Below are 23,853 nucleotides of genomic sequence, written 5' to 3' on the forward strand. Positions count from 1 at the left end.
TTGGCCTCCATGGACCTGAAGCCGCGCTTTCCGTGTCCGACGGCGGCGCGTCCCGGGTGTGTTGTGACGCGCACGCGTCTTCTCGGCGGAGCAGGATGGGAAGGGAGGCCGGGAGGTGAGGAGTAGTGGCGGTCAGCGTGGTGATCGCGGACGACCAGGAGATGGTGCGCAGCGGTTTCCGGGCGATCCTGGACGCGCAGCCGGGTATCGAGGTCCTCGCCGACGTCGCCGACGGGGTGGAGGCGTTGGAGGCAGTCAAGCGGCTGCGGCCGGATGTACTGCTCCTGGACATCCGGATGCCGCGGATGGACGGCCTGGAAGTGCTCGAACGGCTTGCCGCCTCCGGTGAGCGGGAGTCGCCGCGCGTGGTGGTGGTGACCACGTTCGACCAGGACGACTACGTGCATACCGCGCTGCACCACGGTGCGTGCGGCTTCCTGCTGAAGGACGCCGGGCCGGGGCTCCTCATCGAGGCGGTGCGCGCGGCGGCCGCAGGGGACTGCCTGATCTCGCCCTCGCTCACCGTCCGGTTGCTCTCCCGCCACGCCAGGCAGGCCGTTGCCGCCCGTGCCCCGGCCAGGGCCCTGACGGAGCGCGAGACGGAAGTCGCCCGGCTGGTGGCGGCGGGCGCGACCAATCCGGAGATCGGCGAACAGTTGTTCCTGTCGCTGTCCACCGTCAAGACGCACCTGGGCAGCATCCAGGACAAGCTGTCGGCGCGGAACCGTGTGGAGATCGCGGCGTGGGTGTGGGAGAGCGGGCTGGCGGATGACCGGTCGTGACGTGCCGGTCACGTTCGGTCGTGGTGGCAGGCGATCCGGTGGCGGGCGGCGCGGGCCGTGCAGGAGCGGAGACATCGGCCGTTCGGCCGATCCGCTCGGGCCGGTCGGTCGGTCCGCGAACGCCCCAGGCGTTTCTACGGTGGATGGGACAGGGGCCGACACAGCCGAGGAGAGCGTATGACCACCGTTCCGTTCGCCTGCATCTCCCTGCCCAGCCGTCCCGAGGCGGTGCCCCGGGCCCGGCACGCGATGAGCGCGGTGGTGCCGGACGGGAGCATGGCGGACGACGGCCGGCTTCTGCTCTCGGAGGCGGTGGCCAATGCCGTCGCGCACACCGACTCCCGCTCCGTGCGCGTACTGATCCGTCACCAGGAGGACACCGGCGAGATCATGTGCGCGGTGCGTGACTCCAGTACCCGCGTACCCACCGGTGCCCCGCGCGGCGGCGTGGCAGGCAATCGGGAGTCCGGGCGGGGGCTTCACCTCATCGAGACGCTCAGCGACGACTGGGGGCATCTGGTCGACAGCCACGGCAAGTGGACGTGGTTCCGCCTCGCACCGGGGAAGGACGCCGCCTGACGGGCGGGCCCACGGCGGGCCGACGTGCGCCGTGGGCTCAGCGGGGGGTGCTGCCGGTGTGGCCGTCGGTGGTCTCGGGAAAGGTCGCGGTGATCTGCCACCCGCCGTCAGGAGTGGGACCGGACCGGAGGGTGCCGCCGAGGGCTGTGGCACGCTCGGTCAGGCCCATCAGCCCGAATCCGCTCCGGGGCACCTGGTGCGTCCGCTGCGGCCGGCGCGCGCCGGCCGGGCGCCGGTCCCGGACCTCGATGACCAGGCCGTGGTCGGCGCGGCTGATGCGGATGTGTACACCGGTGGCGTCGGGGGCGTGCTTGCGGGTGTTGGTCAGGGCTTCACGCACGATGCGGTGCGCACAGGCGGCCAGGTTCGGGGCGAGGTCCGTCCGCAGCACGGGTTCGATGCTCAGGGTGACCGGGAGGCCGCTGCGCCGGGTCTCGGCGGCCAGGGCTTCGATGTCGGCCAGGCCCGCGAGCGGTGCGGTGCCGGTGTCCGCCTCCCGCAGCACGGACACCACACGCCGCATCGCAACCAGGGATTCGGTGGCAGCGCTCTCGATGCGCTCCAGCCGCGGGCGCTGCGAAGCGGCGTCGCCGGGGACCGCCAGGGCGGTCTGCGCCTGGATGAGGATGCCGGTGACGTGGTGCGCGACGAAGTCGTGCAGTTCGCGGGCGAGTTCGAGCCGCTCGTTGGTGCGGGCCTGCTCCACGGCGCGGTCCCGATCGGCGTCCTGGGTGCGCAGATAGATCGAGAACGCCGTGACGGCCACCGCGAGTGCGCTGACCGCCGCGGTGACCACCCCGGCGCGGCTGTCGCGCGGCGGGGCGGTCACCGCGACGATCGCCAGCAGGCCGCCGAGCCAGATCGCCGTGCTCTTGGGGGCCCGGCGCACCACCTCCGCCAGGAGCACCAGGAGCGCAAGAGCCTCTCCAGCCCCCCATACGTGCAACGCGGGACGGACCGTGAGCATGACGACGGTGCACGTCGCGGACACCGCAGCGGCCGCGGCGGCCCGCACCACGAGCCGGGGACGGCGCAACGGCAGCGCACAGGCGCATGCGAACAGGCCGGACGTCAGGATGGCCAGGTTCGCCGCGGTCATCCGGCCGGTGACCACCGCGGCCTCGAACGTCACGGCCGCCGCGGGCGCCACCGCTGCTGCCAGCCGCACCGCGGCCGACCGGGTGATCCACCTGCTCCGGCCACGGCGTGCGTCCTTCTCGGGTGCGGGCGGCCGGGTCCCCTCACCGCCGGCCCCGTTGGGACCGTCCTCGGGAGTCATCCGCGCCACCTCCAGGAAGCGCACATCGCGCAGGACACGACGGCGTGACGCCCACGCCGGGCCCGGCAGACCTGCCGTGCCCCCTCTGCCCGCGAGCGGTGCACGCGCACGACACTGTGGATGACTGACTCCTCTCGACCGGGCGGCCGGGGACGGCCGCCGGTACGACCCGGTCGTCGGCGTAACGGTCCGGCCCGCTTTCAGCCCTGGTCCTCCTCGGCACCGGGCGCGAAGTGCCGTACTCCGAAAGCGATCGCCGCCGTGATCTCGTCGTCACCGGTGTTCCAGGCAGCCTGGATCGCGGCTCCCCAGGCGTGGCAACTGCGGATGGCGAACTCCCTGGCATCCGGTGTGTCCTGCCATGTCGCCGGGTCGAATCTCTCGCCGTGGAGGTACCGGTCCAGGGCGAGAAGCGCGAGGTCCCAGCCGCCTCCGATCCCGATCGTGCCACCGGGCCCGAACGTGCGCACCAGCTCGTCCACGATCTCGGCGGGGGATGCGTGCTCCAACTCGAGCACGGTGCCGCCGCCTTCGGCGTGTGACGGGCGGACCTCGACCTCGGTGTCCATGCCTTCGGCGAAGGCCCAGGTCACCTTGATCAGGCGGGACTGTTCGCAGCGCAGGATCTTCCCACCGGCGTTGCCCTCCAGCCGGTACGTGCCGCCGGGCCGGAGGTCGCCGGTGACCGGGGCCAGCCACCGGCCGATCCGGTCGGGCTCGGTGCAGGCATGCCAGACCTCCTCGACGGAGGCGTCGTACGTGCGGCGCAGCAGCAGCGACCGCCCCTCGCCCGTGGCGACGGGACGGTTGCCGATCTCCCGGTGGGTGGCACGGATCTGATGGACGGTGTCGATCACGTCTCTTCTCTGCCCTTCGTGTGCGGCCCGGTGCCCCTGAGGACACCGGGCCGTCCGGATGTGCTCAGCGGCTCGTTCACCGGGCAGCCGCGGAATCGCCCAGGGCCCTTCCGCCCGGCTTACGCACCTGCGGTGCGCTCGATCAGGAGATGGCGCGGACCGCGCAGCACGGGGCTGCGGCGGTACGGGGGCGGGTCCTCGACCAGGCGGGAGCCCGCCAGTTGGTCCAGGATCGCGTGGAGTGCGATCTGTGCCTCGATACGGGCGAGCGGAGCGCCGAAGCAGTTGTGGATGCCGCTGCCGAAGCCGAAGTGCTGATTGTTCTCGCGCAGCGGGTCGAAGCGGTCCGGGTCGGCGAACCGCACGGGGTCCCGGTTGCCGGCGGCGAGCATGAGGATCAGTGGCGCGCCCTTGGGGACCGTGACGCCCGCGACGTCGATGTCGGTCAGGGGCGAGCGCTGCGGCAGGAAGTGGACGGGAGGCTCGTAACGCAGCAACTCCTCCACCGCCCGCGGCATCAGCTCGGGCGCGGCGCGCAACTGCTCCAGGATGTCGGGCCGGCGCAGGAACGTGAGCATGCCGTTGGCGATCAGGTTGACCGTCGTCTCGTGTCCGGCGATGAGCAGCAGTACCGCCGTGGATTTCAGTTCCGGCTGGGTGAGGCGTCCCTCGGGGCCCTCGTCGTTGGCCAGGGCGGAGAGCATGTCGGCGGTCGGCCTGCGGCGCCGTTCCTCCGCGAGGTCCCCCAGATACTCGGCCATCGCGGTCCGCGCCTCCATGGCCGAGTGCCGACGCCGCTTCGGGTCGTCCCCGTCGGCGGGGTCGAGAGCGGCGATGATCGTGTTCGTCCATACACGGACGCGGGGCACATCCTCCTGGGGCACGCCCAGGAGCCGGCAGATCACGGTGACGGGGAGCGGATAGGCGAATTCGTCGACGAGGTCGACCCGGTCCTTGCCCCGGAACGCATGGATCAGTTCGTCGGCGATCCGGGTGATGTCGCCGTGCAGGGCGTCGATCCGTCCCGGGGAGTGCGGCGGGCCGAAGGGGCGCATCGCGAGGCGGCGCAGCCGGTCGTGCTCGGGGTCGTCGACACCGATGAACGCCGGCGGCAGGTCGTCGTCGGGTCGGAGCAGCGTGTCGTCGGGGTCCGCACGGCTAAGGAAGTCCGAGCTGATCCGCGGGTCATGCAGCAGCGCGGCGATCTGGTGGTACGTGCCCACCAGGTAGCTGCCGTCCTCCTGGCGGACCACGCCGTTCTCGCGGAGCTCCGCGTAGAGCGGGTAGGGGTCGGCGCGGTTCGCGTAGTCGGAGATGCGCTGATAGAGGGTGTCGGGGGGCATGCGTGGGGCTCCTCAACGGCGGTGGGCGGCGATAGTGGGCGGTTCGGGATGTACCAGAGTCAGATGGCGGTCCGGCAGATGACCGGTGAGAGCCACGGTCGGGCCGTGTGAGAGGAGCCGGGGGGACGGCACGTCCGAGGGGACGGGCACGGGCGGGCCGGGCCGGTCGGCGGCGCCGGGCCCCGGCGGGAACGGCGCCGCCGACTCGATGAGGTACTCGTAGTGCTCCAGCCACTTGGCCCGGTTCACGCTGACCGCCGCCGTGATGCGTCCCCGGTAGCCGTACACGGCGACGAACCGGCCCTCGCGCACCGAGCCCTGGGCGATGACCACTTGGTCGGAGAAGGTCGGTACGCCCACGGACTTGATGTTGAGCCCGAACTGGCTGGACCAGAAGGCGGGCACCGTCAGATGCGGTCGCCGCAGCGGCCCCGGGCTGATCATGTTGTGGGCCGCCACCTCTGCCTGGGCGACCGCGTTGCCCCAGTGTTCGAGGGAGAGCAACTGGTACTCGAAGAGCGGATGCGGGAAGCGGGCCACGTCTCCGGCGACGAAGACGTCGTCGGTGACGATCCCGTACATGTCGAAGGCGCGGCATCCGGCGTCGCAGGCGAGGCCGCGGGGGCCCGCGGCCAGGCCCGATTCGGAGAGCCATTCGGTGTTGCGGAGGGCGCCCAGGGCGACCACGGCGACATCGGCGTCGATGCGGCTGCCGTCGGAGAACTCGGCGCCGGTGAGCCGGCCGTCGACGCCCTTCAGCGCGGTGACGGTCACGCCGCAGCGCAGGTCCACCCCGTGTGCGCGCTGCAGCTTTGCGGCAAAGGTGCCGAGTGCCCCGCCGAGCGCACCGACGAGCGGCGCGGGCCCGCGTTCGGCGACCGTCACATGGAGACCGCGCTCCCGGCAGGCGGAGGCGATCTCCGAGCCGATGAATCCGGCGCCGATCACCAGGACCCGGTGCGGCCCGGCATCGAGGAGTGAGGCGAGACGGGCCGCGTCGTCGTTGGTACGGAGGGTGAGAACGCCGTCCAGGCGGCCTTCGTCGGGGTTCGGCCAGGGGCGGGCACGGGTGCCGGTGGCGATCAGCAACCGGTCGAAGGGGAGCTCCTCGCCGTCGGCGAGGATCACCCGCTTGTCGATCGGGTCGACCCCGACGGCGCGCACACCGAGCTTCCACCGCGCGTCCACCTCGCGGCGGACCGGCAGCCCGACGTCCTGCGCCCGTACCTTGCCGAGCAGCACCTGCTTGGACAGCGGCGGTCTGTCGTACGGGGCGTGCGGCTCCTCCCCGACGAGGGTCAGCGATCCGGCGAAGCCCTCCTCGCGCAGCGTCTCGGCGGCCCGCAGACCGGCCAGTGACGCGCCGACGACGACGATCCGGTCCACGCCGTTCACGGGGCGCCGAGACGTGCCGGCTCGCCGACGAGAATGGCCTGTACCGGGCAGGCCGCCGCCGCCCGGCGGACGCGTTCCTGCTGATCGTCGGGCACGGCCGGCGTGAACATCAGGGCCTCCTCGCCATGCAGCTCGAACACCTGAGGGGCGAGGAACGCACACTGCGCGTAACCCTGGCAGCGATTGAGGTCGACAACGATCTGCATTCCGGACCACTCCTCCGTGCCGGTCGTCTCTGTCCTAATACGTGACGGGGATCGACGCGAGCGGGAGTGGTCCGTGCGGGGACTGCGGCCACCGGTGGCTGAGCACGCTGACCACCCGGCCGTCGGGGTCCCGGACGGAAGAACCGGCGTGCGCCTCACTTTTCGTCCTGCAGGCACGATCCTCGCGGCGCAGGGCGCGTGCGGCCGCGGAGGCCGCGTGCACGTCGTTCACCTCGATGTTCATGTCGGACACGACGAGTGCGATCGTGTCGGCCGTCATGAAACCGACCTGCGCCGTCGGAGCGGTCGGTGAGGTGGGCGTCATGACCGAACCTGCGCACCGTCCTTTGTGCCGGACGGGTCGCGGCAGGGGTGCCACCGGACCGGCGTGCTGATCACGATCGCCTCACGCTCACGGACCGTCCACGCCGGTGTGGACCGGAGCCGAGTACCGCGAGCACCAGTGGGCCACGGGCCGCTCGTCCTGACACGTATCCCGCCGGTGTCCTGCCCCAGGAGGGTTCATCACCTCGTCCGAGCCCAGCAGACCGTCGAAGTCCCGGCTCTCCTGCACGGCCTCGGACCGGATGGTGGGGAGCACGCGACGAACGGTCGTCCACGCCTCCTGATGACGAACATCTGCCGTAACGGCTCCGTCCGGGCCTGCGGCCAAATTCGGTCGACGACCGCGGACGCGGACCGCTACCTTCACGCGGATGACTGGTGACCGTTCGCACGTGCTGTGGTTCTGTGGGCCGTCGGGTGTCGGGAAGTCCACGGTCGGCTGGGAGGTGTTCCGGCAGCTGAGCCGGAGCGGTGTCACGACGGGGTTTCTCGACCTGGACCAGATCAGTCTGCTCCAGGACGACGGCACCCATCGGGTCCGGGCGCGGAACCTCGCTGCGGTCTGGCCCAACTTCAGGGCGGCGGGCGCCCGGTGCCTGGTCCTGGCGGGCTACGTCGACACCGTGGACGAAGTCCGCGAGTACACGGACCGTCTTCCGGACGCCGCGTTGACGCTGTGCCGGCTGCGCGTCGGCGCCACTGAGCTCAAGGAGCGGTTCCTTGCGCGCGGGTGGCGCCCGGATCTGGTGGACGACGCCGTCGCCGAGGCGGAGGCGTTGGAACACACCGACCACGCCGACCTATCCGTGGACACCGACGGGCTTGCGGTTTCCGAGGTGGCCCGCTTGGTCCGCGAGCGGGTCCTTGCATGGCCGTGCGCCGCGCCGATGGCGACGCCCAGCGGTTCCGTTCCGGTCCCGCAGGAAGCGCCGGTCAGCGTGTCCGCCCCGGCCGCCGTGCTGTGGTTCTCCGGTGCGACCGCAGTGGGGAAGTCGACAGTGGGCTACGAGGTCTTCAGCCGGGTCTTCCAGGCCGGCGTCCCGGCTGCGTATGTCGATCTGAAGCAGATCGGCGCGCTGGGTCCCACCGCGGACGCCTCGGAGAGCCATCGCCTCACGGCACAGAACCTCGCTGCCCTCTGGACCGGGTATCACGAGGCCGGCGCCCGGTACTTGATCGTCTCCGGGGGCGCAGACCGGGATGACACCGTCCGCAGGTATGCCGGACTGTTTCCTGGAACAGCGCTCACCGTATGCCGCTTGCATGCCGGGCCTGCCACCCTGGCGGAGCGGGTCGCGCAGCGCGGCCGGGGAGAAGGCCCGGCGATTCCGGGGGACGCCATCAAGGGCCTGGGCGCCGAGGCGCTGCGCGGCGTCGTCGAACGGGCTTCCCGCGACGCCGAGTCGCTCGAACGTGCCGGTGCCGGCGACGTCCGTGTGGACACCGACGGCCGGTCGGTGCAGGACGTGGCGGACCAGGTACGAGCCCTTGTCGGCGGTTGGCTGGACCCCTCCTCGGCTCCGCCGTCCCGGTGAGATGAGCTTGCGGTACGCGGTGTCCATTCCGCGACAGGCGAGGAGCAGGTGGGCTCGGCCGCGGGTTCCCGGCCGAGCCCTGTGCGTCGGCTGACCGCGACAGCCTCATGGTCTGGGGAAACCCGAGGGCTGCTGTAGCCGGTGCCCTCATGCGCGCTGCGCATGAGGAGGCGTACGAACTGCTGGAGCGGCCTTGGAAGAGGACAGCTTCTGGCCTAGATGAGGGTTAGCGTCAGAGGTATGCCGACACGCACAGTGAGCTGGTCCGGGGCGAACGCCCGCCGTATCGAGCGCCAGGGCCTGGCCGCACCGGTCCCCGCCTCCCCCACCGCCCTCCCATTGCTCGCCGGCGTCATGCTGGGCGCGCACGCCCAGGTGCTGTCGGCCGCCGAACTCTCCCTCGGGCTGCGCACCGAAGGGGAGACGCGTGCCCATGTGCGTCGTGCACTGTGGGAGGAACGGTCACTGGTCAAGACATTCGGCCCCCGCGGCACCGTGCATCTGCTGGCCGCTGCGGACGTGCCGATGTGGACCGGCGCGCTCTCCGCGATCCCCGGCCGGGTCGGTCAGCTCTCCCAGGACATCCGGCTGACAGCGGCGCAGACGGAGGCGGTCGTAGCAGCCGTTGGAGAGGCTCTGTCCGGCGCAGAGTTGACCGCCGACGAGCTGACGGAGGCCATCGTGGCGCGGACCGGGGCCTGGGCCGGTGACCCTGTCGTTCCCGCTTTCCAGGGCATGTGGCCGCGTTGGCGGCAGGCGATGCACACGGCGGCGCACCGCGGGGTGCTCTCCTTCGGGCCGAACCGGGGGCGGAAGGTGACGTACACGAACCCCTGTGCGGTCCCGATGGGGCAGATACCGGCGCTCTCCGAGCTCGTACGCCGGTATCTGTACGCCTACGGCCCGGCCACTTCGCAGCACTTCGCCAAGTGGCTCGCCGCACCGAGAGGCTGGGCGAACGCGCTCTTCGGAGAGCTGGCCCGGGGCAGGGAGATCGAGGAGGTCGACTTCGAGGGGGTCGGGCAGGCGTGGGTTGCGGCCGGGGACACCGAGTTCCCCGGGGCGGGAGAAAGGGCTGAAGGGGTGCGGCTCCTTCCCTACTTCGACGTCTTCGGGATCGCATCGCAACCACGCGAACTGCTCTTCCCGGGAAGGGCCTTCGAGCGTGCCCTCGCGGGCGGCCAAGCCGGAAACTATCCACTTCTGCTCGTGGACGGGACGGTGGCCGGGGTGTGGCACCAACGCCGTTCGGGGAAGCGCATCACGGTCACGGTCGAACCGCTGGAGAAGCTGTCGGCAGAACACCTCGAGGTACTGGAACGGCAGACGGTGCGCATCGGCGAAGTGACTGAAGGCGTAGCGGAGTTGGTGGTGGGGACAGTGACGGTGGGGCCGCACGCTTAGAGATCTCAATTGGTGATGCCCGTAGTCTGACGCTGTGTTGCAGCATTCGGCCTGCCGGGCGGACTGCGAACGCCACGGACCCTACCCGTCGGCTTCGGCAGCGTGGCGGCCGAGGGTCAAGGGTTGGGGAAGGGCAGGAGTTGTTTGGGGCAGGTCTGGCGACTGACGGCCAAGAGTTGATCCACAGATCTTGACTATTGCTCCTGTGGGAGTTGTTCCAGCGAGTGGCGCCCGGAGGCGCCGACGAGGCCGCAGGTTGGTGGCCGGCGCCGCCATAGTGACCGTGAGGTGCTGGCGGCGATTGTCATCGTGGCCACGACCGGGTGCACGTGGTCGCAGGTCCCGCCCGTGTTCGGGCCATCGGGGGCCACGGCTCACCGCCGGTTCATGGAGTGGAGCCGGCAACGGGTCTGGATGAAGCTGCATCGCCTGGTCCTGGACGAGCCGGGGGCTCGAGGCGAACTGGACTGGTCACGATGCGCGATCGACTCAGTGAACATGCGCGCCCTGAAAAGGGGGATCTGACGGGTCCGAATCCTGTAGATCGGGGCAAGTACGGCTCGAAGATCCACTTGATCACCGAGCGGACGGGACTGCCGCTTCCTGTCGGCATCTCCGGCGCCAACCTTCATGACAGCCAGGCCCTCGAACCGCTCGTGCGTGGCATCCCTCCGACCGGATCCCGGCGCGGGCCACGCCGTCGGCGCCCCGCCGAGCTTCACGCCGACAAGGCTTACGGCAACCGTCAGCTGCGACGACGGCTCCGCTTACGCCACATGACACCGCTCGCCGCTCGCAAGGGAGTTGAGACATCACAGAAGCTGGGGCGCCGCCGATGGACCATCAAAGGCACCATGGCCGCCTGTCTCGCCGGCCGCCGACGTCTCCACCGTCGCTACGAGCGGCAGGCCATCCACTTCCTGGCCTTCACCGGCATTGCCTGCGCCCTCATCTGTTAGCGCAGACTCAGCAATTGAGATGACTTCCAAGAGCTGTCCCGTACGTGAAGCGGCCCCGTCGTGGAGCAGGAGCCAAGGAAGCGCCAGCTTGATCATCTCGTAACAGATCCGCCGGGTCACGCTGGGTGCCGTGGGCTGGGAGGCGACGGGCTCTATCATTCGTCTCCGGGATACGGGCAGTTGCAGAGAGGACCGACGGGGATGGTGGCAGTGCGCATGGTGGCATCAGCGCTGGTCACGTGGGCCGCGCTGATCGTGCTCCTGCTCGCGCCGTCGCCCCTGCCAGAGCAGTGGCGTTACTACATCTACTCGCCGGCGAGCGTGGGATTGTGGATGCTGGCCATGCTCGTCGCACCCGTGGTGGTCTGCACTGTTAAGTGGCGGTGGATCAAGTCGGGCAGCAGGTGAACCCCGTCCTGCTCTGAGCCAGGGGGTTGCCCCGTATCTCCTGGTCAGCGATGGGACGATCGAAATGGCGTCTCGTTGCCTTCCGCCCCGCGACGAGGCAGCTTCACATACGGGACAGCCCTTTGGGACTCCTCACAAAACTGGTGGGCTTGACCTGGTCAGAGGTTGGTGTCGTGCACGAGGCCGCCGGGTAGCGGGACGCGGCCAGCCGCGTAATCGCACGCGACAATCCCGGCGACATCGGCGATCATCCCCGGGATACTGGTCGTCCATGGATGAGGTCGAAGTCGTCGTCGCCCATTCCGAGCGCGCGACCCTGCGCGTCGGTGACGTGTTCTTGAAGGTGGACGCCGATCAGGCGCGTATCGACGTCGAGGTCGAGGCGATGGCCTTGGTGCCGGTCCCGACTCCGGAGGTCCTGTGGCGCAAGCCGCCCGTGCTCGCGATCGCCGCCGTCCCGGGGACGGTGCTCGGCCGTCTCGGTGAGCCGTCGACCGCGTCGTCGGCGGCGTGGGCCGCGGCGGGTGCCGCCATCCGGCAGTTGCACGAGGCGCCGTTGCCGCCCTGGCCAGGCCGGCGCCGCCGGGGTCCCGACGAGTTGGCGGCGGAACTCGACGGCGAGTGCGAGTTGCTCGTGACGAACGGCGTCCTGCCCGCCGACCTGGTCACCCGCAACCGCCAGGTCGCCGAGGCCGCGATCCGGCCGTGGCCTCCGGTGTTCACGCACGGCGACCTGCAGATCGAGCACGTCTTTGTCGACGGCGGCGAGGTCACCGGCATCATCGACTGGTCCGAGGCGGGCCGGGGTGATGCCCTGTTCGACCTCGCCACCTTGACGCTCGGACACGAGGAGCACCTCGACGACGTCATCGCCGGTTATGGCACCGACGTCGACCTCGACGTGATCCGCGCGTGGTGGTCGTTGCGAAGCCTGCTGGGGGTTCGCTGGCTGGTCGAGCACGGCTTCGACCCGTCCGCGCCGGGCTGTGAGGTCGACGTGCTGAGATCCCGGATGTGAGACTGCGCGAGCCCGACTGCTGCGAGTGCGTTCTGACGCATCGAGCTGGCCATCCCTCGGGGCGCATCGCCTGCCTCTACTCTCAACAAAGTGCGGTGCGCAGTCGTCGCCGGCAGATGACGGCGCAGCCGAGGGTGACGAACGCGTGGTGGATGTCGTCGCGGATCTCCCAGCGGATGCGCAGGCGGCGGAACCAGTGCAGCAGCGCGATCGCTCCTTCCACGACCCAGCGGCACACGCCCAGGCCGGAGCCGTGCCCGGCGCAGCCAGGTGCGCTGACGGCCCAGTTCATCCTTCCTGGCGTCCAGTTCGGTGGTGCTCGGGGTGACGAGCTGCTGGTCGAGGACGCGGGGGATGGTGTACGCGGCGTAGCGCTCGGGCTGCTCGCGGGCCATCACCTCGTACGGGTCGGAGCACTCGTCCGGTGGCGCGGCCGGGGCTTCCGTCTGCCGGTCGAGACCCGGCTCGGGCCGTTTGAACGAGGCCTGCAGGCTCAGTACGGCCCGTCCGTGCTGATGCGCCGTCACCTGACGGGCGGTGTACGACGAGCCGTCGCGACCTGCGCCGCGGTCTCGTCGTCCACCTTCTGCGTGAAGCCCTGGCCCTTGCCGTCGCCGGCCGCGAGGTCGGCGCCCACGCAGAAGTCCTTGCCCGCGCCCGTCGGGACGACCACACGCACCGCGTGGTCGCCGTCCGCGGCGCGCAGTGCGGACGCGATCTCGTCGGCCATCTGCCGGGTGTAACCGTTGCGCGCCTCGGGCCGGTTCAGCGTGACCGTGGCGACGCGGTCGGCGACGGCGTACGTGATCTGCTCGTAGTGCTCTTCACTCATCGTGGGTCGCCTGGATCGGTCACACCGCGCCGTCGGCGCGCAGTGCGGAGATGGCGGGTTCGTCGTAGCCGAGGCCGCGCAGCACGTCGTCGGTGTGCTCGCCGACCGCGGGGACGGGATCCATACGCGGGCTGAGGCCGCTGATGGTGGCGGGCGGCAGCAGCGCCCTGACCGGGCCCCCGGGCGTGTCCACGTCGCGCCAGCGGTCGCGGCCCGCGAGGACCGGGTGCTCCCAGAACTCGGCGACGGAGTTCAGGCGCGCGTTGGCGACCTTCGCCTCGTCGAGGAGCTTCACGGCGTCGGCCGCGGTCAGCTCGGCGAAGCGGGCGGCGACGATCGCGTTCAGTTCCTCGCGGCGCGCCACGCGGGACGAGCCCCGGCGGAAGCGCTCGTCGGTGGCGAGCGCCGCGTCGTCGAGGAACACCGCGCAGAAGGACGTCCACTCGCGCTCGTTCTGGATCGCCAGCAACACGGTCCTGCCGTCGGAGGCCTCGTACGGGCCGTACGGGGCGATCGTGGCGTGCTGGGCGCCGACGCGCGCGGGCTGCGTACCCGAGTACGCCGTGTAGTAGGCGGGGGAGCCCATCCACTCCGACAGCGCCTCGAACAGCGAGATCTCGACGGCACGTGCCCGGCCGGTGACCCGGCGTTCGTACAGGGCGGTGAGGATGCCCGAGTACGCATACATCCCGGCCGCGATGTCGGCGATGGAGATGCCGACCTTGGCGGGCTCCTCGGGGGAACCGGTCAGCGATACGACGCCCGTCTCGCACTGCACGAGGAGGTCGTACGCCTTGCGGTCCGACCACGGCCCCGTGTTGCCGTAGCCCGAGATGTCGCACACGATCAGCGACGGATGGCGCCCGGCGAGATCCTGCGCGCCCAGCCCGAGGCGGCGGGCCGCGCCGGGGGCGAGATTCTGTACGAAAACGTCGGCTTCGCCGAGCAGCTTCTCCAGGACCTCACGGCCGCCCGGCGTCTTGATGTCGAGCGTCAGCGACTCCTTGGACCGGTTCAGCCACACGAAATAGCTGGACTGGCCGTGCACCGACTCGTCGTAGCCGCGCGCGAAGTCACCGGGGCCGGGGCGCTCCACCTTGATCACGCGGGCGCCGAGGTCGGCGAGCTGACGGGTCGCGAAGGGGGCTGCGACGGCCTGCTCCAGGCCGACGACGGTGATGCCTTCCAGCGGAAGCCGGGTCATGCGTTCTCCTCGATCCGGGCGGCGGGGAAGGACGCGCGCATGAGTGCGGCGGCCCCCTTCCAGTCGATGCCATTGAGCAGGTCCGGCACCTCGGCACCGCAGTCGGCCAGCTTGGTTGCGAACTCTGCCTCGGTGGCGGGAAGTTCGGGGGAACCGGGCGGCAGCGCGAGCGTCGTGCCGCGTACGGTTCCGTCGGCGGTGGTGATCTCGACGGCCGTCTCGCCCGTCAGCAGTCCGGATCCCTCCGGCGTCTTCACGATCTCGACCAGCTCGACGAGGCGCTGCGCGAGCGTGCGCCGAACGTGCTCATCGGTGTACGAGACGAAGCCCGGGTGGTGGTCGAGGAGCGCCGCGGCCACCGCGTACTCCAGGCTGAACTTGCCCTGCAGACCGGTCCGCGGGCGGGCATGGATCAGCGGGTGGACGGCCGACTCCGGCGTGCGCACCAGGATGCGCACGACCTCGGACGGATCGATCGTCCGTTCGGCGAGCAGGACGCGGACCGCGCCTATGGGGCGCTGCATCGCGTAGCAGCACGGGAAGATCTTCGTGGCGAGACCTCCGGGGACCGCTGGGCCCGCCGGGTCGAAGGCGTCGTCCCCGAGCTGGGTGCGGTCACCGCCGACCAGCGGCAGCCAGGCGTCGAGGGCCGACGGGTCCGCGCCCGCGCCGGCGGCCGCCAGACGTGCCGCGCGGAACCCCGCCTCGGCGGCGAAGCCGACCTGGAGCGACTTGGTGTCGGTGCCGAACGCGCGCTGCACACCGCCCGCCGCGGGCAGCGCCAGCGAGATGGCCCGCGTCAGCCCCTCGGCGTCGAGGCCGAGAGCGAGACCCGCGCCGACGGCCGCCGCGGGGGCGCCCGTCGTGCAGGTGGCGTGCCAGCCGCTGGTGTAGTGCTGCCAGCCCAGTGCCACGCCGAGGCGGGCCATCACGCCGGCCGCTGCGAGGTATTCACGTGCGCCGCCGCCCGCCGCGAGGACCGCGGGCACGCACACCACGGAGATGTGGGCGGTGGACGGCAGATGCAGATCATCGAAGTCGAGGACGTGGCCGACGGCCGCCCAGCGCGCCGCCTCGGGCATTTCGGCGGCAAACCGGGCCATGCGGTGGCCGCGGGCCGCCAGGGACACGGCGACCGTGTCCTTCAGGGCGTGCTCGGCCAGGCGCAGGTCTTCAGGGGACGGCTCGAGGGCGGTGGCCCAGGCGGACAGCTCCTCGGCAAGGTGCGGCATGTGTCTCTCCTGGTGGTGGCGCCGACACGGCCGGAAGGGGAGCGGCGTGCTCGCGGACTGGGGCCTGTCCCACTTGGCGAAGTAGCCGTAGACCGTTTCCCAGGGCGGGAAATCGTGGGGCAGGTAGCGCCACTGCACTCCGGTGCGGTCCACGTAGAGGATCGCGTCCAGAATGGTACGCAGGTCGTGCTCGGGCGGGCGGCCGATGTCCAGGGCCCTGCTGCGACGTTCGAAGCGCCAGGCCGCAAGGACTGGTTCGATCAACTCCCAACGGGCATCGGACAGATCGCTTGGATATGGGCGGCGTTTGGTCATGTCCTGGACGTACCGCTCAGAGCGGCACGCGCCCAGGCGTGCGGCACCGACAACGGGAGCAAAGCCGATGCGCCCTCTCATCTTGGGATGAGACAGACCCAAGACATACCCCGCCCCGCCCGTCACCCCAGAAGAGCACCGTCGAAGCACTCGCCTCAGCCAGCTCAGCAGTCCCTCACCTGCGCACCGAAAGAATCGCCACCCTTCTAGGCAAACCAGAAGAAAACGACCTCTAAGTGGGCGTTTAGTGATCGCTTGTGGCGTTACGTCGCTCTTGCGGTCCGTGGCCTTTGATGACATTTGCACTCGATGTGGAGATTCAAGACCTCCCAGGCTCCAGCCTCGACGCCCAATTGCTCCGTGTCTGGCACCCAGATTCCGTCTGGTCTATGAACGTCATAGAAACGCCCTACTGGTCAATTGGCACCATCAGCAGCGCTGTTCATGTAAGAGCCCTTTCGTGAGCCAGCGGAAGCCGTACCCCAGCGACCTGTCCGACGCCCGATGGGCGCTGATCGAACCGACCTTATCCGCCTGGAGGAAAGCCCGACTCGACCGCAGACCCACCGGCCAGCCGGCCCAGGTCGAACTACGCGACGTCTTCAACGCAATCCTGTACGTCAACCGCACCGGAATCCCGTGGAAATACCTACCGCACGACTTCCCGAACCACGGCACCGTCTATGCCTACTACGCCGCCTGGCGCGACGAAGGAATCCTCGCCCAACTCAACTACGACCTCACCGGCCTGGCCCGGGCCAAGGAGGGCCGCAAACCCGAGCCGACCGCATCCGTGATCGACACCCAGAGCGTGAAGACCTCCACCAACATGCCCCTGACCAGCCAGGGAACGGACGCCGGAAAGAAGATAGTCGGCAGGAAACGGGGCATCATCACAGACACGCTCGGCCTGCTCCTCGCCGTGACCGTCACCGCCGCAAGCCTCTCGGAGAACGCCGTAGGAATACGACTGCTCGACCAGGCCAAGAAGACCTACCCCACCATCACCAAGAGCTGGGTCGACACCGGCTTCAAGAACGCCGTGATCGAACACGGCGCCAACCTCGGAATCGACGTCGAAGTCGTCAAAAGGAACCCCGATATCCGCGGCTTTCACGTCGTCAAAAGACGCTGGGTCGTCGAGCGAAGCCTCGGATGGGTCATGCTTCGCCGGCGTCTGGCCCGTGACTACGAGACCCTCCCCGCCAGCTCCGAAGCCATGATCCACATCGCCTCAATCAACAGCCTCACCAAGCGCATAACGGACGAGACCACACCCACCTGGCGAGGTACCTACTAGGGCATACGAGGCGATCTACCTAAATCAAATGCCCTCTAAGACGTCGTTTCTCTTGGCGGTGTGCTTTCCGGATCAGCGATCGTTCGTGGGCTCTGCGCACTCTGCCAAGAGGGCGGCGAAGGCCGTGCCAGCGGAGTCGGCGGGGAAGAATCGCTGGACCGCGTCGCCCTCCGGCGATGTGATCACGTAGTTTCCCGCTAGGTAGGAGAGATCTCCCCAGGGTTCTCGGGTGTGGGCCCGCGTCAGGACATGGCCGCATCGCGTGCAGGCGATCCACGGCACGAGGACGTTGACCACGTCCGGGTCGCCCCCGACCGCCGACGAGTTGACGATGTTGTCAGCGTGTTCGATCAGCTTCAGCTGGGCCGGCGCGTCGTCCCCACGGCATTGAAGGATCCGGGGCGTGAGCGACTGCCTCTCGCCCCAGACCTCCGCGAGCACGGATATCTGCGCCCTGACCGTCTCACTGATCGGTACCTGGTGGGCGAGGAGCCCGGAGACGAGCAGGCCAAGCCCCGCTTCCTGCTCGCCGATGTCCCAGCAGTCCTTGATCTCCTGGGCTTCGGCTTCTGGCAGCAATGCGGCGAGCTGGTGCCAGACAACAACGTCATCGGTCACCCCGCAGACGCCAGGAGTGGACCGCGGTCAGAGGGCGGCTGGTGCTCATCTTCCGCGAATACGACCCCGAGGGTGTCTGAGCAGGCGAGGACCCAGGCGCAGGAAGGGGACCGAGGACGCCGCTGTGCCGCCGGTGTGCGGTGGCGGGCGCCAGGTGGTCCGCCTAGCGTGGCCGAAGGCAGCAGAACCTCGGCACGGGAGAAAGGGTGCGAACCCATGGCCGACAAACCCGCCATTGTTCTGGTTCACGGCTTCTGGGGTGGCGCCGCCCACTGGGGCAAGGTCATCACCGAGCTGCACGAGCGCGGCTTCGGCTCCCTGCACGCCGTGGAGAATCCGCTGACCTCGCTGGCCGACGACGCCGCGCGTACCCGCGCGATGGTGCAGCAGATCGACGGACCGGTGGTGCTCGTCGGGCACTCCTACGGCGGTGCGGTCATCACCGAGGCGGGGGACCTGCCCAACGTGAAGGGGCTGGTCTATATCGCCGCGTTCGCCCCGGACGCCGGCGAGAGCCCCGGCGGGATCAGCGAGGAGACTCCTCCGGCCGCGTTCGAGAACCTGGCCCCGGATTCCGACGGCTACCTGTGGATCAAGCAGGACAAGTTCCACGAGAGTTTCGCCCAGGACCTGCCGGCCGACGAGGCGCTGGTCATGGCGGTCACTCAGAAGGCGCCGCTGAGGTCGACGTTCGGCGACAGCATCACCGCCGCGGCCTGGCGCGTAAAGCCGTGCTGGTACCAGGTCTCCACCGAGGACCGCATGATCCACCCGGACAACGAGCGCCGCATGGCCCAGCGGATGAACGCGCGCAGGATCATTGAACTGGATGCCAGTCACGCCTCGTTGGCCTCTCGGCCCGGCGCGGTCGCCGCCCTCATCCAGGAAGCGGCCGGCGTGTGACACCGGCCGCCGCATGAGCGGAACACCTGGCCGCGGGAGGCGCGAAGCGTACCTGCGGCCAGGCCGGAGGGTCAGCTCTTGCGGGTGTTGACTTCTTCGGTGAGCTGGGGGACGACCTGGAAGAGGTCGCCGACGATGCCGTAGTCGACGAGGTCGAAGATCGGGGCTTCGGCGTCCTTGTTGATCGCGACGATGGTCTTGGAGGTCTGCATCCCGGCCCGGTGCTGGATCGCGCCGGAGATCCCGGACGCGATGTACAGCTGCGGGGAGACGGACTTGCCGGTCTGGCCGACCTGGTTGGAGTGCGGGTACCAGCCGGCGTCGACCGCGGCACGCGAGGCACCGACCGCCGCGCCGAGGGAGTCGGCGAGCGCCTCGATGAGGTGGAAGTTCTCCGCACCGTTGACCCCGCGGCCACCGGAGACCACGATCGCGGCCTCGGTCAGTTCCGGGCGCCCGGTCGACTCGCGCGGGGTCCGCGACAGCACCTTCGTGCCGGTCGCCTGCGCACCGAAGGTGACGGCGAGGGTCTCGACCGCACCGGCGGCCGGGGCCGCCTCGACCGGCGCCGAGTTCGGCTTGACCGTGATGACCGGAGTACCGCGCGAGACCCGGGACTTCGTGGTGAACGACGCGGCGAACGCGGACTGCGTGGCGACCGGGCCCTGCTCACCGGCCTCCAGATCGACGGCGTCGGTGATGATCCCGGAACCGATCCGGACCGCGAGACGCGCCGCGATCTCCTTGCCCTCCGCCGACGAGGGGACCAGCACCGCTGTCGGCGACACCGCCTCCACAGCGGCCTGCAGCGCATCGACCTTCGGCACGACCAGATAGTCGGCGAACTCCGCCGCCTCCGTGGTCAGGACCTTCACCGCACCGTGCTCGGCCAGCACCGACGCCGTCGCGGCGGCACCGGCACCCAGAGCAACAGCGACCGGCTCACCGATCCGACGCGCCAGCGTCAACAGCTCCAGCGTGGGCTTGCGGACGGCACCGTCCACGTGGTCGACATAGACGAGAACTTCAGCCATGGGACTTCAATCTCCTGCGGAAACGAGGGAAAGGGTGACGATGTGGAACAACGGGCCAGGACTCAGATGAACTTCTGGCCCGCCAGGAACTCGGCGAGCTGCTTGCCGCCCTCGCCCTCGTCCTTGACGATCGTGCCCGCCGTGCGAGCCGGACGCTGCGCCGCGGAATCCACCGCGGTCCACGCACCCGCCAGACCGACCTCGTCCGCGTCGATCTCCAGATCCTCCAGATCCAGGGACTCGACCGGCTTCTTCTTCGCCGCCATGATCCCCTTGAACGACGGATACCGCGCCTCACCCGACTGGTCCGTCACCGACACCACCGCCGGCAACGACGCCTGCAGCTGCTCGGACGCACTGTCACCGTCCCGACGCCCGGTCACCGTGCCGTCCTCGACCTTCACCTCGGACAACAACGTCACCTGCGGAACACCCAGACGCTCCGCCAGCACCGCCGGCAGCACCCCCATCGTCCCGTCCGTCGACGCCATCCCACACACGACCAGGTCGTAACCCGTCTTCTCGATCGCCTTCGCCAGCACCAGCGACGTACCGATCACATCACTGCCATGCAGATCGTCGTCCTCGACATGAACGGCCTTGTCCGCACCCATCGACAACGCCTTGCGCAACGCGTCCTTGGCATCCTCCGGACCCACCGTCAACACGGTGATCTCCGCATCGTCCGCCTCGTCCGCGATCTGCAGCGCCTGCTCCACCGCATACTCGTCCAGCTCCGACAACAGACCGTCGACATCCTCACGGTCCAGCGTCAGATCATCGGCGAAATGCCGGTCGCCGGTGGCGTCGGGCACGTACTTCACACAGACAACGATCCTCAAGCTCACGCCGGCTCTCCTACCTGGGTGTGGTTCGTAAGGCGACCATATGGCACTCAGTACCCTGTGTAAAGGTACGTAGTGTCAAAAGCCGCGGTTGGTGTTAGGTTCCCGGCATGACCGAGGCGCGTAGAACAGTGAAGAAGCCCCCCATGCGGGAGGTGCTCGCCGAGGCGGCGTTCCAGCTCTTTCTCGAGCGGGGCTTCGAGCGGACGACGGTGGATGACATCGTCGCGCGCGCAGGTGTCGGGCGGCGTTCGTTCTTCCGTTATTTCCCGTCCAAGGAGGACGTGGTCTTCCCCGACCACGAGAGCTGTCTCGCCGACATGACCGCGCTCCTGGAGGCGGCCGGCGACGGCGATCCGGTGGCGACGGTGTGCGACGCGGCCCGGCTCGTGCTGCGGATGTACGCCGCGAATCCGGAGTTCTCCGTCCAGCGCTACCACCTCACGCGGGAGGTGCCCGGCCTGCGCACCTATGAGCTTTCGGTGGTGCGTCGCTACGAACGCACGATGGCCGAGTACCTCCGGGGCCGCTACCTCGGCACCACGGACGGTCCGCTGCACGCCGAAGTGATCGCGGCCGCGGTGGTCGCGGCGCACAACAACGGCCTGCGGACGTGGCTGCGTTCGGGTGGTGAGGGTGACCCGGAGGCCGCGGTGGACCACGCCCTCGCCGTCGTGCAGCGGATGTGGGGCGCCGCGGCCGGGGACACTGCTGTGCAGGCCATGCACCGCGGCCAGGACGACGTCGTCGTTCTGGTTGCCTCCAAGGGCACGCCGATGTGGCGCGTGGTGCAGAAGGTCGAGTCGGCTCTCTCCGAGGGCTGACCCGGAATGGGCACTCAGTACCTTTACGATTAGGCACTCAGTGCCATATGGTGCGACTGCGTCGAGGAGCGGTGCCGACGCACCCGAGCCGAGTCCAAGGGGTCGAGACGTGTCCCATTCAGTATCAGCAGGTAATGCCACGCAGACTGCGCAGGGTGAACCCGGACTGATCTATCAGCTCTGCCGCTGGTGCGGCACGGCGTCGTTCCGGCGGCTGTTGTGCCCCGTGTGCGCGTCGAGCGATCTGGATTCCGTACGCAGTGACGGCCTCGGCGTCGTCGTGCGGACCGGCGTGGTGCACCGCTATACGGAGGCTGCCCGCAACGAGTCCCTGGTCCGGCTGCCCGAAGGCTTTGTGTTCCGGTGCCGGGTCGTGGGTGCCGCACCCCATCTCGTGCACGTGGGCGCGCGGGTGCGCCCCGTCGTCGGCGCGGACCCGGACGCGGGGGAGCCCCTCCTCGAACTCTGCGACCCGGTCGACTACATCGCGTGGCGGTGACTGCCCCTGCCCCTGAAGGGGGGTGGCTTCCTCTCTCCTCGGTAACCGCGGGGAGCCGGGAGGGCCGGGCTTCCTGCGCGACCCCGGACGAACCGGCCCCGGCGGTAGCCGGCCGCCGGTTCGTTCGCCTACGGCGACCGTCGCCGACAAGGCCGCTCCGGGCGGTTCGAAACCGGCCGACGCAGTGAGTCGGCACGTCCTGACGAGTGAAAGTCACGCCCAGGCGGGCGCCGGGCCGCCCAAGTCGGCTTCGCGGCTGGTTTGCTGCAGCTGGAAAACTGGCGCGACGCTCCGGGGGGTCGCCGGCCGCACCCGGTGGAAGCGGCGCCCTGCCAGGTGCCGAGCCCACCCGCGAAGGACCGATCGAAGGAGCGTCGCAGTGACGACGATGGGCACACCTGGGGCGGACGAGACAGAGGAGTCGTACGCCGACGAGCTGCCGGTACGCAGCAAGGAGCCGGGAAACATCGTCGTCAGGTGGATGACCACCACCGACCACAAGACGATCGGCACGATGTACCTGGTCACGTCGTTCGCCTTTTTCGTCGTCGGCGGCGTGCTGGCCCTCGTGATGCGCGCGGAGCTGGCCCGTCCCGGCACGCAGATCATCTCGAACGAGCAGTTCAACCAGGCGTTCACGATGCACGGCACGATCATGCTGCTGATGTTCGCGACGCCGCTGTTCGCCGGATTCGCGAACTGGATCATGCCGCTGCAGATCGGCGCGCCCGATGTGGCGTTCCCGCGGCTGAACATGTTCGCGTACTGGCTGTACCTCTTCGGCTCGCTCATCGCGGTCGGTGGCTTCCTCACCCCGAACGGCACCGCGGACTTCGGCTGGTTCGCCTACTCCCCACTGACCGACGCGGTCCATTCGCCGGGTATCGGCAGCGATCTGTGGATCATGGGTCTTGCCTTCTCCGGCTTCGGCACGATCCTCGGATCGGTCAATTTCATCACCACGATCATCTGCCTGCGTGCACCCGGCATGACGATCTTCCGCATGCCGATCTTCGTATGGAACGTGCTGTTGACCGGTGTGCTCGTGCTGCTCGCCTTCCCCGTACTGGCGGCGGCACTTCTGGTACTGGAGGCGGACCGCAAGTTCGGGGCGCATGTCTTCGAGGCGGCCAACGGCGGCGCGCTGCTCTGGCAGCACCTGTTCTGGTTCTTCGGGCATCCGGAGGTGTACATCATCGCGCTGCCGTTCTTCGGCATCGTCACCGAGATCATTCCCGTCTTCAGCCGCAAACCGGTCTTCGGCTACGTCGGTCTGATCGGTGCCACGATCTCCATCGCGGGCCTCTCGGCGACCGTGTGGGCGCACCACATGTACGTCACCGGCGGTGTGCTGCTGCCCTTCTTCTCGTTCATGACGTTCCTCATCGCGGTACCGACCGGTGTGAAGTTCTTCAACTGGATCGGCACCATGTGGAAGGGATCGCTGTCCTTCGAGACACCGATGCTCTGGTCCATCGGCTTCCTCGTGACGTTCCTCTTCGGCGGTCTCACCGGTGTCATCCTGGCGTCGCCCCCGCTGGACTTCCACGTCTCGGACTCGTACTTCGTGGTCGCGCACTTCCACTACGTCGTCTTCGGCACGGTCGTCTTCGCGATGTTCGCCGGATTCCACTTCTGGTGGCCGAAGTTCACCGGCAAGATGCTGGACGAACGCCTCGGCAAGATGTCGTTCTGGACGCTGTTCATCGGCTTCCACGGCACATTCCTGGTGCAGCACTGGCTCGGTGCCGAGGGCATGCCGCGCCGGTACGCGGACTACCTCGCCCAGGACGGTTTCACCGCGCTGAACACGATCTCGACGATCTCCTCGTTCCTGCTCGGCATGTCGCTGCTGCCGTTCCTCTACAACGTGTGGAAGACAGCCAAGTACGGCAAGAAGGTCGAGGTCGACGACCCGTGGGGCTTCGGCCGTTCACTGGAATGGGCGACCTCCTGCCCGCCGCCACGGCACAACTTCCACACCCTGCCCCGGATCCGTTCCGAATCCCCGGCGTTCGACCTGCACCACCCGGCTGTACGGGCCCTCGACAAGGGCGCTCACCATTCCGGTGCCGCGCCGTCGGGCCAGGACGGCAGGCAGGCGTGAGCGCGGCGGTCCGGCGACAAGGAGACACGA

At 69.3% G+C, this 23,853-nt stretch carries 24 protein-coding genes and 3 pseudogenes; 12 read left to right on the forward strand and 15 right to left on the reverse strand.

Annotated features, from left to right (window positions below; all coding sequences use genetic code 11):
• Positions 1-125 precede the first annotated feature (125 nt).
• On the forward strand, positions 126-782 hold the full coding sequence (locus tag OG878_RS36485) for a response regulator transcription factor (protein ID WP_328890726.1): 657 nt from the start codon (positions 126-128) through the stop codon (positions 780-782).
• 177 nt (positions 783-959) lie between these two features.
• Complete coding sequence (locus OG878_RS36490) at positions 960-1,361, forward strand: ATP-binding protein (protein ID WP_328890727.1); 402 nt, start codon at positions 960-962, stop codon at positions 1,359-1,361.
• A 37-nt stretch (positions 1,362-1,398) separates the two neighbouring features.
• Here OG878_RS36490 and OG878_RS36495 read toward each other — a convergent pair whose 3' ends face one another.
• The 7 genes from OG878_RS36495 to OG878_RS42420 form a co-directional block, all read right to left on the reverse strand.
• A complete protein-coding gene (locus OG878_RS36495) occupies positions 1,399-2,640 on the reverse strand; it encodes a sensor histidine kinase (RefSeq protein ID WP_328890728.1) in 1,242 nt (413 codons plus the stop codon).
• A gap of 200 nt (positions 2,641-2,840) precedes the next feature.
• The gene (locus tag OG878_RS36500) at positions 2,841-3,497 is read right to left on the reverse strand and encodes an SRPBCC domain-containing protein (protein ID WP_328890729.1); all 657 of its coding nucleotides are present in this window, start codon (positions 3,495-3,497) and stop codon (positions 2,841-2,843) included.
• Between the two features lie 119 nt (positions 3,498-3,616).
• Positions 3,617-4,840, reverse strand: a complete 1,224-nt coding sequence (locus OG878_RS36505) for a cytochrome P450 (protein ID WP_328890730.1) — start codon at positions 4,838-4,840, stop codon at positions 3,617-3,619.
• A 12-nt stretch (positions 4,841-4,852) separates the two neighbouring features.
• On the reverse strand, positions 4,853-6,235 hold the full coding sequence (locus tag OG878_RS36510; RefSeq protein WP_328890731.1) for an NAD(P)/FAD-dependent oxidoreductase: 1,383 nt from the start codon (positions 6,233-6,235) through the stop codon (positions 4,853-4,855).
• Complete coding sequence (locus tag OG878_RS36515) at positions 6,232-6,441, reverse strand: ferredoxin (RefSeq protein ID WP_328890732.1); 210 nt, start codon at positions 6,439-6,441, stop codon at positions 6,232-6,234. Before OG878_RS36515 ends, OG878_RS36510 begins: the two co-directional genes overlap by 4 nt.
• Before the next feature lie 34 nt (positions 6,442-6,475).
• Positions 6,476-6,766: a glyoxalase gene (locus tag OG878_RS36520; protein WP_328890733.1), complete on the reverse strand. Its 291-nt coding sequence runs from the start codon at positions 6,764-6,766 to the stop codon at positions 6,476-6,478.
• Between the two features lie 87 nt (positions 6,767-6,853).
• Positions 6,854-7,042, reverse strand: coding sequence for a hypothetical protein (locus OG878_RS42420; protein WP_443049210.1), 189 nt, complete (start codon positions 7,040-7,042; stop codon positions 6,854-6,856).
• Between the two features lie 115 nt (positions 7,043-7,157).
• Between OG878_RS42420 and OG878_RS36530 the strand changes: the two genes are divergently transcribed.
• From OG878_RS36530 to OG878_RS36550, 5 genes and pseudogenes are all read left to right on the forward strand, one after another.
• Positions 7,158-8,321 (forward strand): adenylyl-sulfate kinase, encoded by a 1,164-nt coding sequence (locus OG878_RS36530; protein WP_328890734.1) that lies wholly within the window; start codon positions 7,158-7,160, stop codon positions 8,319-8,321.
• Positions 8,322-8,561: 240 nt separating this feature from the next.
• Positions 8,562-9,725: a winged helix DNA-binding domain-containing protein gene (locus OG878_RS36535; RefSeq protein ID WP_328890735.1), complete on the forward strand. Its 1,164-nt coding sequence runs from the start codon at positions 8,562-8,564 to the stop codon at positions 9,723-9,725.
• 197 nt (positions 9,726-9,922) lie between these two features.
• Positions 9,923-10,684 (forward strand): annotated as a pseudogene (locus tag OG878_RS36540) (IS5 family transposase).
• A gap of 201 nt (positions 10,685-10,885) precedes the next feature.
• Complete coding sequence (locus OG878_RS36545) at positions 10,886-11,092, forward strand: hypothetical protein (RefSeq protein ID WP_328890736.1); 207 nt, start codon at positions 10,886-10,888, stop codon at positions 11,090-11,092.
• A 271-nt stretch (positions 11,093-11,363) separates the two neighbouring features.
• Positions 11,364-12,110 carry a phosphotransferase family protein gene (locus tag OG878_RS36550; protein WP_328890737.1) on the forward strand — a complete coding sequence of 249 codons (747 nt, stop codon included), beginning with the start codon at positions 11,364-11,366 and terminating at the stop codon, positions 12,108-12,110.
• Between the two features lie 82 nt (positions 12,111-12,192).
• Here OG878_RS36550 and OG878_RS36555 read toward each other — a convergent pair.
• From OG878_RS36555 to OG878_RS36575, 5 genes and pseudogenes are all read right to left on the reverse strand, one after another.
• Positions 12,193-12,366 (reverse strand): annotated as a pseudogene (locus tag OG878_RS36555) (IS5/IS1182 family transposase); the annotation flags it as partial.
• Positions 12,367-12,633: 267 nt separating this feature from the next.
• On the reverse strand, positions 12,634-12,942 hold the full coding sequence (locus OG878_RS36560; protein WP_328890738.1) for an enoyl-CoA hydratase-related protein: 309 nt from the start codon (positions 12,940-12,942) through the stop codon (positions 12,634-12,636).
• A 19-nt stretch (positions 12,943-12,961) separates the two neighbouring features.
• The gene (locus OG878_RS36565) at positions 12,962-14,146 is read right to left on the reverse strand and encodes a CaiB/BaiF CoA transferase family protein (RefSeq protein WP_328890739.1); all 1,185 of its coding nucleotides are present in this window, start codon (positions 14,144-14,146) and stop codon (positions 12,962-12,964) included.
• Complete coding sequence (locus OG878_RS36570) at positions 14,143-15,378, reverse strand: MmgE/PrpD family protein (protein WP_328891503.1); 1,236 nt, start codon at positions 15,376-15,378, stop codon at positions 14,143-14,145. Before OG878_RS36570 ends, OG878_RS36565 begins: the two co-directional genes overlap by 4 nt.
• 69 nt (positions 15,379-15,447) lie before the next feature.
• Positions 15,448-15,693: pseudogene (locus OG878_RS36575) on the reverse strand (transposase); the annotation flags it as partial.
• Between the two features lie 460 nt (positions 15,694-16,153).
• Between OG878_RS36575 and OG878_RS36580 the strand changes: the two are divergent.
• Complete coding sequence (locus OG878_RS36580) at positions 16,154-16,993, forward strand: IS5 family transposase (RefSeq protein ID WP_328890740.1); 840 nt, start codon at positions 16,154-16,156, stop codon at positions 16,991-16,993.
• 72 nt (positions 16,994-17,065) lie between these two features.
• Here the strand turns inward: OG878_RS36580 and OG878_RS36585 are convergent, their stop codons facing one another.
• Positions 17,066-17,611 carry a hypothetical protein gene (locus OG878_RS36585; protein ID WP_328890741.1) on the reverse strand — a complete coding sequence of 182 codons (546 nt, stop codon included), beginning with the start codon at positions 17,609-17,611 and terminating at the stop codon, positions 17,066-17,068.
• A 216-nt stretch (positions 17,612-17,827) separates the two neighbouring features.
• On the opposite strand from OG878_RS36585, the gene OG878_RS36590 reads away from it, so the two are divergent.
• Complete coding sequence (locus tag OG878_RS36590; protein WP_328890742.1) at positions 17,828-18,514, forward strand: alpha/beta hydrolase; 687 nt, start codon at positions 17,828-17,830, stop codon at positions 18,512-18,514.
• Positions 18,515-18,585: 71 nt separating this feature from the next.
• Here OG878_RS36590 and OG878_RS36595 read toward each other — a convergent pair whose 3' ends face one another.
• On the reverse strand, positions 18,586-19,548 hold the full coding sequence (locus OG878_RS36595) for an electron transfer flavoprotein subunit alpha/FixB family protein (RefSeq protein ID WP_328890743.1): 963 nt from the start codon (positions 19,546-19,548) through the stop codon (positions 18,586-18,588).
• Between the two features lie 62 nt (positions 19,549-19,610).
• Positions 19,611-20,396, reverse strand: coding sequence for an electron transfer flavoprotein subunit beta/FixA family protein (locus OG878_RS36600; protein WP_328890506.1), 786 nt, complete (start codon positions 20,394-20,396; stop codon positions 19,611-19,613).
• A gap of 107 nt (positions 20,397-20,503) precedes the next feature.
• Between OG878_RS36600 and OG878_RS36605 the strand changes: the two genes are divergently transcribed.
• From OG878_RS36605 to ctaD, 3 genes are all read left to right on the forward strand, one after another.
• Positions 20,504-21,217: a TetR family transcriptional regulator gene (locus tag OG878_RS36605; RefSeq protein WP_328890744.1), complete on the forward strand. Its 714-nt coding sequence runs from the start codon at positions 20,504-20,506 to the stop codon at positions 21,215-21,217.
• 109 nt (positions 21,218-21,326) lie between these two features.
• Positions 21,327-21,716, forward strand: a complete 390-nt coding sequence (locus OG878_RS36610) for a Zn-ribbon domain-containing OB-fold protein (RefSeq protein WP_443049211.1) — start codon at positions 21,327-21,329, stop codon at positions 21,714-21,716.
• A gap of 388 nt (positions 21,717-22,104) precedes the next feature.
• Entirely contained in the window at positions 22,105-23,823 is a 1,719-nt protein-coding gene (ctaD, locus tag OG878_RS36615; RefSeq protein WP_443049289.1) for an aa3-type cytochrome oxidase subunit I, read from the forward strand.
• The last annotated feature ends 30 nt before the right edge of the window (positions 23,824-23,853 follow it).

The organism is Streptomyces sp. NBC_00316, from assembly GCF_036158715.1.
In the GTDB taxonomy this organism is placed as follows: domain Bacteria; phylum Actinomycetota; class Actinomycetes; order Streptomycetales; family Streptomycetaceae; genus Streptomyces.